Origin of the sequence: Azorhizobium doebereinerae UFLA1-100 (assembly GCF_000473085.1) — a bacterium.
Taxonomy (GTDB): domain Bacteria; phylum Pseudomonadota; class Alphaproteobacteria; order Rhizobiales; family Xanthobacteraceae; genus Azorhizobium; species Azorhizobium doebereinerae.
In genome coordinates this window covers 17,271-29,240 of record NZ_AXBA01000037.1, presented here as the reverse complement: position 1 = coordinate 29,240, position 11,970 = coordinate 17,271, and the positions used below count along the sequence as shown (strand labels likewise).

The following is an 11,970-nucleotide window of genomic DNA, read 5'->3' as shown; positions in this document are numbered from 1 at the left end:
GAATGGCCACAGCCTTGCGATTGCCCCCGCCTGCCCATCCCGTTGACTCGCTCTTTCGCGCGCCCATATCACTTCTACCGTTCCTCGGCGGGACGTCAGCAGGAGGCGAAACGATGGTCAGCGTGACTGGGACGAGCAAGCACAAGCCGGAAGTGATAGACTTGATCGATCGGGTTTCTGGCCTGATCGCGGAAGGCGCCTACGCCGAGGCATCCGGCGAGATTGCGACATTCGACAAAAGCCATCCCGGCCTTCTGTTTTTCGTGCGGGAGGCACTGCCTTCGCGGGTGTCGGACCATCTGCTGAAAAAGACCGGCGCCCACGTGGCCTTCACCACTTACACGCTGCGCCACCCCAATTGGGCCAGCGACCTCGCCGCCGCATCGACCCAGCCCGAGACGTTCGAGAGGCTGGTGACATCCATCGAGGCGGCGCTCATGGCGGGCCGGAACGCCGCCTGAGGCAGGGCCGGCCGGGCGAGGGCTTATGCCCGGCCTCAGCTCTCCCACGGTGCGCAGATCGGACGGACGTTCTCACATCACCGGGGCCCTCTCACGGCAGGGTCCGCAGCCAAGCCAGCCGGGTCAGCGCCGCCTCGGCGCGTGCCTGGGCCCAGACCAGATGCGCGTAATGCGTGCTGCGTTCCGCCGCTTCGAGATACAGCGCGACGAGACGCTCGGCGACCTCCGACATCGTGTTCTGGCCATCGCCCATCGCTCCCGGGGCGGCGGCCCGTATGTCCATTGCGGCAGCGCGCCCGTCGGCGATGAAAGCACGGGAGCGGTCGGCCATGGCCCCCTCCAGCGCCGGCAGACGTTGTTCCAAGAGCTGGGCGAGCTGCGTCTCCAGAGCGGCGATCGTATTCACCGGCTCAGCCTCGCCCCGCGCATCAGGTGTGGCGGCATCCGCCACGGTCCGCCGGGCCGCGTGAAAGGCCTGACGCCGCTCCACCCGCAAGGTCGCCGCTCGACGGAGCTCCTCCCGCGCCATAGCTTCCGCCGCATCCTGGACCTCGCGCGGCTCGGCCTGCGCGGCGACGTAGCTCCAGAAGGCGAAGGCTCGCCCCTTGTTTCGAACCGCCAGGGCCATCACCCGATAGGGCGTCATCAACTGGGATGAGGCCAGTTCCGCGCCGGCTTCCGGGTCCATGGCGTGCGGCGGTGCCCACGGCATCGCCGATGGGTCCGGGATCTTATGCTGCAAATCCACCGACCAGCGGGTGAGATTGGCCAGATGCACATGTTCCTCGCCCGCGAGTGTATCGAGCCGATCGGCCACCGCTCCCTGCCCCCGCGCGCGGGCTGCGGCAGCCAGCGCTTCGTAGCCCGCCGCCGCGTCCGCTACCATCGCCTGTGCAAGCGCAAAAAATTCCGCCAGCGAGCGCACGGTGCCCCCAGGCTCGCATTCCAGCAGCGCCATGCCCTCGCCCTCCGCCGGGACCGAAATTATCAATCGCTCACGTCATTACAAAATCATCTTATCTGAGTTATGTTTGTCGTGGCTCAAAAAGGCATCGTTGCCTTGTGCTAGGCGTTGAACAGAGGCGGGCGCCGGTCCCAGCGTAGCGACCAACCGCACCTCCGAACGAGAAGCACCGCCACGGGCGGTGGACGCTGTGGAGTCGGCCATTGCCTGTTCTATCTCGCGCCCTGGTTTGGCTTGCGCGGATTCGACTGTTTGCGGCTGTTCAGCTTGCGAGCATACGATTTTCGACGACCTGCCTAGCCGGCATCATTGTACTCGCGGCAGGTGCGGTCTTCTTTGTAGCGCCAGCCCACGCTGCCGCTGAATTGAAGGATTATTTGGGAGCCGCGCAGCCGGGCGAGTTTTTTGCTGACGCGGATCGCTTCGGGCCCCCAGAGGGCTCGCCGCCCATCGTTCCTGTCTTCAGCGGGGAGCGGCTGCGCGGATACCTTTATCTCAATACCGACTTCGCCAATGCGACCGGATATTCAGGAAAGCCAATCAGCTTACTTGTCGGAATTGACACCAACGGTGTCATCTCCGGCATAAAGCTGGTGGATCACAAGGAGCCGATCGTCCTGATCGGCATTCCGGTACAGCGCATCATCGCCACGATGAATTCCCTGATCGGCCGGGACATCCGGCCGATCGCCACGGGCGCCGAAAATCCGCCTCAGGTCGACATCGTCAGTGGCGCGACCGTCACTGTGCTGGTCATGGCCGACAGCGTGGTGCGCTCTGCCGTGCGGCTCATCCGCAGCGGACGGGTGGCCGGGGGCAGCGTGGCGGGCGGTGGCACCGGCGCGGCGCTCCCGCAGAAGGCGATCGACTTCACGAAGAGTGACATTCGCGACTGGAACGACCTGCTCGGCGACGGATCGGTTCGCCGCCTCCACCTTTCGATCGGCGAGGTCAGCGACGCCTTCGCTAAGGCCGGCAACAAGACCGCGGCAGAAAACCCGGAGCCGGGCGCAGAGGACGATGTCTTCATCGATCTCTATGCCGCGCTCGTCACCGTCCCCACCATCGGCCGCAGCCTGCTGGGCAACGACGGCTACGACCGCCTGATGGCGCAGCTGAAGCCAGGCCAGCAGGCCATCCTGATCGCCGGGGACGGCGCCTATTCCTTCAAGGGGTCGGGCTACGTCCGGGGCGGCATTTTCGACCGCATCGAACTGTTGCAGGACGGATCCAGCACCCGCTTCCGCGATCGCAACCACACCCGTCTCGGTGGCCTTGCCGCCCAGGGCGCGCCCGTTCTGCGCGAAGTGTCGCTGTTCGTGGTGCCCAATGAGCTCACCCTCGACCCCGCAGCGCCCTGGCAAATCCAGCTCCTGGTGCAGCGGGCGACAGCCACCCGCGAGAAGGCCTTCCAGACGTTCGAGCTGGGATATGCGCTCCCCGACACTTATCTCAAGCAGGAACGCCCGGCCCCTTCCCCGCCCCAGGCGGCCGCATCCGCAATGTCGCCGGCCGCACAGGCGGCCCCTGCGGGAGACTTGCTGGAGGATCCGCTCTGGATGCGGATCTGGCGCGGCAACGTCGCCGCCATCGGGCTGACCGCATTCACCCTCCTCGCCCTGACGGCCATCTTCTTCTTTCAGGATGCGCTGGTCCGCCGCCCGGCCGTCTATGAGTGGGTGCGCCGGGCGTTCCTGCTCTTCATCCTCGTCTGGCTCGGCTGGTATGCCAATGCTCAACTATCGGTGGTGAACGTCGTCACCTTCACCAGCGCCCTCATCACCGGGTTCAAATGGGAGTTCTTCCTTGCCTCGCCGCTCACCTTCATCCTGTGGTCGGCGGTGGCGGTGGGCCTACTGTTCTGGGGGCGCGGGCCGTTCTGCGGCTGGCTTTGCCCGTTCGGGGCATTGCAGGAACTGCTCAGCACGGTGGCGAAGTGGCTCAAGGTCCCTCAGGTCACGGTACCCTGGGGCCTGCACGAGCGACTGTGGCCGATAAAATACATCCTGTTCATCGGCCTGTTCGGGCTTTCGCTCTACTCCGTCGCCCTGACGGAGACCCTGGCCGAGGTCGAGCCCTTCAAGACCGCGATCATCCTGAAGTTCGCGCGCGAATGGCCATATGTGGTCTACGCCCTCACCCTGCTGTGTGCGGGACTGTTCATCGAGCGGTTCTTCTGCCGCTACCTGTGCCCGCTGGGCGCCGCGCTCGCCATTCCCGGCCGGATGCGCACGTTCGAATGGCTGAAGCGGTGGTCCGAATGCGGATCGCCGTGCCAGCGCTGCGCGAAGGAATGCCCGGTTCAGTCCATTCACCCCGAAGGGCACATCAACGTCAACGAGTGCATCTACTGCATGCACTGCCAGATGCTCTACCACGACGACCACCGCTGCCCGCACATGATCCAGGTGCGCCTGAAACGGGAGCGGTTCGAAGCCCTTTCGTCGCCCTCGATGCTCAGCGGCGGCAAAGCGAAGCCCACCATTACCCACAACGGCCGGCCGATCGATCGGCCCGCAACCGTGGACGCGCCCCTTCCCCCCACCTCTTGAGCCCTGGAGTCCACCATGACCAACAGAGATGACAACGCCGGCGTCAATCGTCGACACATTCTGGGTACGGCCGTCGTCGCCGGCGCGGCCAGCGCGGCCGCCGGCGCCGGCCTCGGGCCCTTCGCCCTCTCCTCCCCCGCCGCGGCCCAGGCCGCGCGCACCGCCGGTCCCGGCCATCAGAAGTTCGAGGTCGGCCCAGGCGAGCTCGACGAATATTACGTCTTCTTCTCCAGCGGCCAGACCGGCGAGTTGCGCATCATCGGCCTGCCTTCCATGCGCGAGCTCATGCGGATTCCCGTGTTCAACCGTTGCAGCGCGACCGGCTGGGGCCTGACCAACGAAAGCCGGAAGATCATGACCGAGGGCCTCCTTCCGGCGACCCGCGAGCGCCTGAAGACGCGCCTGGGCGTATGGATGAACGGTGACTGCCATCATCCCCACATGTCGTTCACGGACGGCACCTATGACGGCCGCTACATCTTCATCAACGACAAGGCCAATACACGGCTCGCCCGCATCCGCACCGACGTCATGAAGTGCGACAAGATCATCGAGCTGCCCAACCAGTACACCATTCACGGCATGCGGCCGCAGAAGTATCCGCGCACCGGCTACGTGTTCTGCAATGGCGAATACGAAGTGCCGCTGCCGAACGACGGCAAGGTCCTCGACGACAAGTCGCAGTATCGCTCGGTGTTCAGCGCGGTGGACGGCGACAGCATGAAGATCGCCTGGCAGGTGGTGGTCGACGGCAACCTCGACAACACGGACGCCGATTTCCAGGGCAAGTACGCCTTCTCCACCTGCTACAATTCCGAGATGGGAATGAACCTGGCCGACATGACGGCCAAGGAGCAGGACTGGGTGGTCATCTTCAACCTGAGGCGGATCGAGGAAGGGGTGAAGAAGGGCGACTTCAAGGAGATGAACGGCGTCCCGGTGCTGGACGGCCGGAAGGGGTCGCCATATACGCGCTACGTTCCGGTGCCCAACAGCCCGCACGGCATCAACACCTCGCCCGACGGCATCCATGTGGTGGCCAACGGCAAGCTGTCGCCCACCGTCACCGTCTTCGACGTCCGGCTGTTCGACAATCTGTTCGATGACAAGATCAAGCCGCGCGATGTGGTGGTGGCGGAGCCGGAACTCGGCCTCGGCCCGCTGCACACCGCCTTCGACGGGCGCGGAAACGGCTATACGACGCTGTTCCTGGACAGCCAGGTGGTCAAGTGGAACATCGATCTGGCGAAGCGCGCCTACAAGGGCGAGAAGGTCAATCCGGTCTCGCAGAAGGTGGACGTGCAGTATCAGCCCGGCCACAACCATGCGTCGATGGGCGAGACCAAGGAGGCGGATGGCCGGTGGCTGATCTCGCTCAACAAGTTCTCCAAGGACCGCTTCCTCAACGTTGGCCCGTTGAAGCCCGAGAACGACCAGTTGATCGATATTTCCGGCGACAAGATGGTGGTAGTTCACGACGGGCCGAGCTTCGCCGAGCCGCATGACGCGGTGATCGTCCACCGCTCCAAGCTGGACGGCAAGATCGCCAGCATCTGGAAGCGGGACGACCCATATTTTGAGGACGCCCGCAAGCAGGCGGCGCTCGACAAGGTGAACCTCGAAGCCGATTCCACGGTCATCCGCGACGGCAACAAGGTCCGCGTCTACATGACCTCGAGCGCCCCCGCGTTCGGCCTGGAGACCTTCCAGGTCAAGCAGGGCGACGAGGTCACCGTGTACATCACGAATATCGACGACGTGGAAGACCTGACCCACGGCTTCTGCATCGTGAACTACGGCATCAACATGGAGATCGGGCCGCAGCAGACATCGTCCGTGACGTTCACGGCCGACGCCGCCGGCGTGTACTAGTTCTTCTGCACCTGGTTCTGCCACGCCATGCACATGGAAATGCGGGGCCGGATGTTCGTTGAGCCGAAGAACGCGTGAGACTGCCGTGTCCGTAAGGTCCGATATAGCAGCATTGGGGGTGGCGGCCGCACTGGCCGCCACCCTCGCCATGCCCGCATGGGCTGCACAACTCCGCGTAGCGCCCGGCGACGCGGGCGTGCAGGACTTGCTGGACCATGCCGCTCCCGGCGACACCATTACCCTGAGGGCGGGCAGGCATCTCGGCCCTCTGCGGGTTTCCCATCGGCTCATCCTTGAGGGCGAGCCGGGCGCGGTGGTGGAGGGATCGGGGACCGGCAACGTCATCCTCGTGTCGGCGCCCGGCGCGGTGGTGCGCGGCCTGACCATCCGGGGATCCGGAACAGATCTTCCGGCCATGGACTCCGGTGTATTCGTCGAGCAGGACGCCGCCGGCGCGGTGGTCGAGAACAACGTGCTGGAGGGCAATCTCTACGGCATCTATCTGCACGGCGCGCCGGATGCCGTCGCGCGCCGGAACCGCATCATCGGCATCAAGACCGGCCGGGTGAACGAGGCAGGAAACGGCGTATCGGTGTGGAACGCGCCCGGTGCGCAGGTGCTCGACAACGACATCAGCTACGGCCGCGACGGCATATTTTCCATCAGCAGCAAGAACAACGTGTTCAGCGGAAACACCTTTCGCGACCTGAGATTCGCGGTTCATTATATGTACACGAACGACAGCCGCATCACGGACAATCGCTCCGTCGGAAACACCGTCGGCTTTGCGCTGATGTTCTCCAATCGGCTGGTGGTCCGCGGCAACGTCTCCGATCATGACCGCGATCGCGGCTTCCTGTTCAATTTCGCCAACGGCTCCGAGATCACCGGCAATGCGGTGCTCGGCGGAGTGCAGCCGGCGGAACGCTGGGCGACCTCCGGCATGCGCGCCACTGATCCGGCGGAGCGCGGCATGGCGCCCCCCGACGAGCCCCCCGCCACCGGTGCACAGGGCGCCCGCGTGGGACCGGAGAAGTGCGTCTTCATCTATAATGCGAACCAAAACAGATTCCGCGACAACTGGTTTGAAGGCTGCGAGATCGGCATTCATTTCACTGCCGGGTCGGAAGGCAACGAGATCGTCGGCAACGCCTTCGTTGGCAACCAGAACCAGGTGAAATACGTGGGCAGCAGGTATCTGGACTGGTCGAGGGGCGGGCGCGGCAATTACTGGAGCGACAATCCGGCGTTCGACCTGAACGGGGACGGCATCGCCGAGACCGCCTATCGGCCGAACGACCTGATGGACAAGGTGCTGTGGACCAATCCGCAGGCCAAGGTGCTTGCCAACAGCCCCGCGGTCCAGGTGATCCGTTGGGCCCAGTCGCAATTCCCCGCCTTGCTGCCGGGAGGTGTCGTCGACACCCATCCGCTGATTTCGCCGCCCGGGCGCCGTCCGAGAACCGACGGAGCCCAGCCGTGACCGCGTCGATAAACCTCCAGGACGTCACCCGCCGCTTCGGCGCCATCGAGGCTGTGCGCGCGGTTTCGCTCGCGCTCCCCCCAGGCGAGACGGTGGCGCTCGTCGGCCACAATGGCGCGGGCAAGACGACGCTGATGAAACTGATGCTCGGGCTCATCCATCCAACCGCCGGGACGGTCCAGGTGCTGGGCGAGAACCCCGCCGCCGGGCAATTTGCCGCTCGCCGGCGCCTCGGCTACCTGCCGGAGAGCGTCGCCTTCAACACCGCATTGACCGCGCGGGAGACGCTTGCCTTCTATGCCCGCCTGAAGCGCGAACCGGTGGCCCGGATGGGTGATCTTCTCGATCGCGTCGGCCTCGGCGCTGCGGCGGATCGCCGGGTTGGGACTTACTCCAAGGGCATGCGCCAACGGCTCGGCCTCGCCCAGGCGCTGATCGGCGCTCCCGCCGTGATGCTGCTCGACGAGCCGACCACGGGGCTGGACCCGGCGCTGCGACACAGCTTCTACGAGATCATCCAGGAATTGCGCGACCGTGGAGCGACGGTGCTCCTGTCGTCCCACGCCCTCACGGAGCTGGAAGAGCGTGCAGAGCGGGTGATCATCATGAACCGCGGCATCATGGTGGCCAATGGCTCCGTGGACGACCTGCGTCGTATCGCCTGCTTGCCGGTGCGCATCCGGATCGCCGCGCCGGCGGACAGTCTGGCGGCGATTCCCGAATGGGTTGGTCCGATCGGCACCTGCCGCCGCATCAATGGCCATGTCGTGGAGGTCCAGGTGGGGCTGGAGCAGAAGATCGAGGTTCTGAAGCGCTCGGTCGCGCACGGGACGGTCGACGACCTCGACATCGTCCCCCCAACCCTTGACGATCTCTATGCTCATTTCCTGATGTCGCAGGAGATGCCGGCATGAGAAACATTCTCATCGTCGCGGGCAAGGAAATCCAGGAGGGCCTGCGCAACCGCTGGGTCCTTGCCACCACTCTGCTGCTGGCCGGGCTGGCGTTGTCACTCACCTTCCTCGGCAGCGCGCCGACCGGCAATGTGGGCGTCCGGGCGCTTGACGTCGTCATCGTCAGCCTCTCCAGCCTGACGATCTTCCTGCTGCCGCTGATCGCGCTGCTGATCTCGCACGACGCCATCGTCGGAGAGATGGAGCGCGGCACCATGCTCCTGATGCTGAGCTATCCCATCGGGCGCTGGCAGGTGATGCTCGGCAAATTCGTCGGTCACGTCGCGATCCTCGCCTTCGCTACCGTGCTGGGCTATGGCGCCGCGGCGCTCGCGCTCGCCTTGACCGGCGCCGTGGTGGATGCGGCGAGCTGGCTCGCATTCGCTTCGATGATCGGCTCGTCCATCCTGCTCGGCGCGATTTTCATCGCTATCGGCTATCTCGTCAGTGCCCTCGCGCGCGATCGCGGCACCGCAGCCGGGCTGGCGATCGGCATCTGGCTGCTGTTCGTGCTGATTTACGACATGGCGCTGCTGGGGCTTCTGGTGGTGGATCAGGGCAAGATCATTTCGGGCGGCGCGCTGAACGCACTGCTCCTGCTCAATCCCACCGACGCCTATCGCCTGTTCAACCTGACCGGCTTCGCCAGCGTCAGCACCTTCGCCGGCATGGCCGGGCTGGCCGGAACCGCCGGGCTGGGGCCGCGCGTCTTGCTGGCCACGCTCGCCGCCTGGGTTTTCCTGCCGCTGGCTCTGGCGACGTTCGCATTCTCGAGGAGAGAGTTATGAAGCTGCTGATGGCTGCCGCGCTCGCATTCGCAACGCTGGCGCTTCTCGGCTGCAACGAGAAGCAGTCCGCGACGGTTCAGCCGCCGCCGCAGAGCCTTACCGCCGAGGCGATCGGCAATTATTGCGGCATGAACGTGCTCGAGCACCCCGGCCCCAAGGGGCAGATCATCGTCGCCAGCGCGATCACGCCGTTCTGGTTCTCCTCGGCCCGCGACGCCTTCGCCTTCACCATGCTCCCAGAGGAGCCCAAGGACATTCTGGCGATCTACGTCTCCGACATGGGCAAGGCACCCAGTTGGGACGCCCCCGGCGCGGACAATTGGGTGGATGCCCGCAAGGCGGTGTTCGTGATCGGCAGCCGGCAGAAAAGCGGCATGGGCGCGGATGAGGCGGTGCCGTTCTCGGACCCTGTCGCCGCAGCCGCATTTGCGGCCAGAAACGGCGGTCGCGTGGTCGGGTTCTCGGAAGTTCCGAGGGACTATGTGCTGGGCGGCGATACCCAGACCGAGGCCTTGCCCGCGGGCGCGCCGACGCGCCATGTCGAGAATTGAGGGGAACACCCATGGCTCACGCACCATCCCGCCGGCGCTTCATCGGCATCAGTGCGGCGGCGGCCGGGCTGGCGCTCCTTCCCGCCGGCCGGGCAGCTCATGCGCAGGAGAATCTCGTCACCTGGCAGGGCACTGCGCTCGGCGCCGACGCCGTCATGCAGATCCACCATCCCGTCCGTGCCACGGCGGACCGGCTTATCGGGCGGGCGCTCAATGAAGTGCGGCGGCTGGGCTACATCTTCAGCCTCTACGAGCCGACATCATCGCTGAACCGGCTGAACCGGGCTGGCGTCCTTGAGGGACCGCCTCCGGAGCTGGTGGAGCTCCTCACGGCGGCGCTGCATTATGCGGAGGTGACCGGCGGCGCCTTCGATCCGACGGTCCAGCCACTGTGGACCCTCTATCTCGATCATTTTTCGGCGGCCGGAGCCGATCCCTCCGGCCCCTCGCCGCAGGCCAGGGCTGCGGCGCTCGCGCGGGTCGGCTACCAGCGGGTTTCGGTGGACGCGGATCGCATCGTGATGCCCCGCGGCACGGCACTGACGCTCAATGGCATCGCCCAGGGTTACGTCACGGATCGCATCGTCGCCCTGCTGAGGTCGGAGGGCCTCGACCACAGCCTCGTGGACATGGGGGAGACGCGCGTTCTCGGCAGCCATCCCCTGGGCCGTCCCTGGCAGGTGGCAATCGCCGATCCCGCCGCGCCGGGCCGGACGGTGAAGACCTTGCCCGCTGTCGACCAGGCGGTCGCGACATCGGGGGCCTACGGTTTCGTTTTCGATCCCGACGGTCGCCTCAACCATCTCTTCGATCCCCATTCGGGGCAATGCGCCAGCCGCTATGGGAGCGTGACCACGGTCCTGCCGACCGCCACCGCGGCGGACGCCTTGTCCACCGCGTTCAGCCTGATGCCCCGCGAGGACATCGTGCGGACGCTGGCGGCGATCGGCGGGGGGCAGGTCCATCTCCTGGGCCCGCAAGGATTCGAGACCTTGACCGCCTGAGCGGCGCATCTGCCTTGATCTCGGCGGGACAGACGGCACGCGGGATGGTTGTGCCGCGACAAAGAGACCAGCGGGTCCTTGGCGTAGCTTTGAAGCTCTGAGAGGAGGCCGCCATGCCGATCACGTCAGATCAGCTGGTCGACGACATCATGCGACGATGGCCGCAGACCATCCGGGTGTTCCTCGACCACCGTTTTCACTGCGTGGGCTGCCCGATCGGCTGCTTTCACACGGTGGAGGACGCATGCAGGGAGCACCATGTTGATCCAGGGGTCTTCCTTGCCGCCCTCAAGGGCGTGGAGGACGGAGAGGGGCCGCAAGCCCGTTGTGGTGCCATCGACTTAGTCCGATGAGCTTTCCGCCAGGAGGAACAGCCGGTGAGGATCGCGGATGACGATCTTCTGGCGCCCCCCCTCCACGAGGCCCTGGTCCTCCCAGGCGCTCAGAATGCGGCTGACCGTGTGCAGGGTGGTTCCGGTCATCTCAGCGACATCCTGGCGGCTGATGGGAAAATCGATCTGGATGCCGCTCTCCGTCTTGCGCCCCGCCTGCTGTGCCAACCGCAGAAGCGCGTGGGCAACCCGGCGCTCGACTTCCTCCGTGGACATTTCCACCACACGCGTATGGGCATCCTGCAACCTCGCGCCCACCGTCGCCAGCGTGGAGAGGGCGAGGGACGGGAATTTCGCTACCAGCCCCGACCAGGCCGCCGAAGGCCAGACCAAGGCGATGCTGTCGACGATGGCGGTCGCTGTGGCCGGATAGGTGGAGCGGCCGATGGCCATCGCGACGCCAAACATCTCGCTGGCAACCACGTGGCGCACGACGACCTGCCGCCCGGCGGGTGTCAGTTTCACCACCCGCAGGTGGCCGTGCAACAGCACGAAAAACCATTCGGCGACCTGATCCTGCGTGAAGACATTGCTGCCCTTCGGATAGCGGACGGAGCGTGCGATGGAGAGAATGTCGTCGAGATCGCCAGGGCCGAGGCCCTGGAACAAGGGCAGTTCCGCGACGAGCGAACGGTCAATTGCTGCCATTCGATGGCTCTCCCTGAGAGGGCACGCTGCCTGTTCCGCGCAGGGCCTCGAATATTCTTTTGACCCACCAAGTCAAGCAGCTGCGAACCTGCCGCCAATCCGCCTGCCCGCAGCAAACCGGATGCGCGCGGACCTCGTCCTGCCGAACGCGCACCGGCGAACAGTCAACAGGCGCTGGCTCGGCCGGTTCCACCGAGGCATAAATCGCAGGGTATTTGCGCCGCAACAAGAACGCCCCGACCCGCTCTGCCTATAACGCGCAACAGGTTTCGCTGACGTCGCGGATGTCCGGCGAAACGCCC

The 11,970-nt window shown here is 65.5% G+C and carries 10 protein-coding genes and 1 pseudogene; 9 read left to right on the top strand and 2 right to left on the bottom strand.

The genetic code is table 11. The features are described 5' to 3' along the window. Positions 1–113 precede the first annotated feature (113 nt). Positions 114–461: a hypothetical protein gene (locus tag YU1_RS30650; RefSeq protein ID WP_156922358.1), complete on the top strand. Its 348-nt coding sequence runs from the start codon at positions 114–116 to the stop codon at positions 459–461. Between the two features lie 91 nt (positions 462–552). Here the strand turns inward: YU1_RS30650 and YU1_RS0121830 are convergent, their stop codons facing one another. Further along, positions 553–1,419, bottom strand: coding sequence for a ferritin family protein (locus YU1_RS0121830; protein WP_029005894.1), 867 nt, complete (start codon positions 1,417–1,419; stop codon positions 553–555). A gap of 311 nt (positions 1,420–1,730) precedes the next feature. Between YU1_RS0121830 and YU1_RS0121825 the strand changes: the two genes are divergently transcribed. The 8 genes and pseudogenes from YU1_RS0121825 (at position 1,731) to YU1_RS30640 (ending at position 10,981) form a co-directional block, all read left to right on the top strand. Then, a complete protein-coding gene (locus YU1_RS0121825; protein ID WP_245263413.1) occupies positions 1,731–3,977 on the top strand; it encodes a NosR/NirI family protein in 2,247 nt (748 codons plus the stop codon). Positions 3,978–3,992: 15 nt separating this feature from the next. Next, positions 3,993–5,927: pseudogene (gene nosZ / locus YU1_RS30645) on the top strand (TAT-dependent nitrous-oxide reductase). Positions 5,928–5,997: 70 nt separating this feature from the next. Next, a complete protein-coding gene (locus tag YU1_RS0121815) occupies positions 5,998–7,332 on the top strand; it encodes a nitrous oxide reductase family maturation protein NosD (protein ID WP_035716294.1) in 1,335 nt (444 codons plus the stop codon). Further along, positions 7,329–8,246 carry an ABC transporter ATP-binding protein gene (locus tag YU1_RS0121810; protein ID WP_029005891.1) on the top strand — a complete coding sequence of 306 codons (918 nt, stop codon included), beginning with the start codon at positions 7,329–7,331 and terminating at the stop codon, positions 8,244–8,246. Before YU1_RS0121815 ends, YU1_RS0121810 begins: the two co-directional genes overlap by 4 nt. After that, positions 8,243–9,073 carry an ABC transporter permease subunit gene (locus YU1_RS0121805; RefSeq protein ID WP_029005890.1) on the top strand — a complete coding sequence of 277 codons (831 nt, stop codon included), beginning with the start codon at positions 8,243–8,245 and terminating at the stop codon, positions 9,071–9,073. Before YU1_RS0121810 ends, YU1_RS0121805 begins: the two co-directional genes overlap by 4 nt. After that, complete coding sequence (locus tag YU1_RS0121800) at positions 9,070–9,624, top strand: nitrous oxide reductase accessory protein NosL (RefSeq protein ID WP_029005889.1); 555 nt, start codon at positions 9,070–9,072, stop codon at positions 9,622–9,624. Before YU1_RS0121805 ends, YU1_RS0121800 begins: the two co-directional genes overlap by 4 nt. 11 nt (positions 9,625–9,635) lie before the next feature. Further along, positions 9,636–10,628 (top strand): FAD:protein FMN transferase, encoded by a 993-nt coding sequence (locus YU1_RS0121795; RefSeq protein WP_029005888.1) that lies wholly within the window; start codon positions 9,636–9,638, stop codon positions 10,626–10,628. A gap of 113 nt (positions 10,629–10,741) precedes the next feature. After that, positions 10,742–10,981, top strand: coding sequence for a DUF1858 domain-containing protein (locus YU1_RS30640; protein WP_084540034.1), 240 nt, complete (start codon positions 10,742–10,744; stop codon positions 10,979–10,981). Here the strand turns inward: YU1_RS30640 and YU1_RS0121785 are convergent. After that, positions 10,970–11,668, bottom strand: a complete 699-nt coding sequence (locus YU1_RS0121785) for a Crp/Fnr family transcriptional regulator (RefSeq protein ID WP_029005887.1) — start codon at positions 11,666–11,668, stop codon at positions 10,970–10,972. The two genes, YU1_RS30640 and YU1_RS0121785, sit on opposite strands and share 12 nt — an antisense overlap. Between the last annotated feature and the right edge of the window lie 302 nt (positions 11,669–11,970).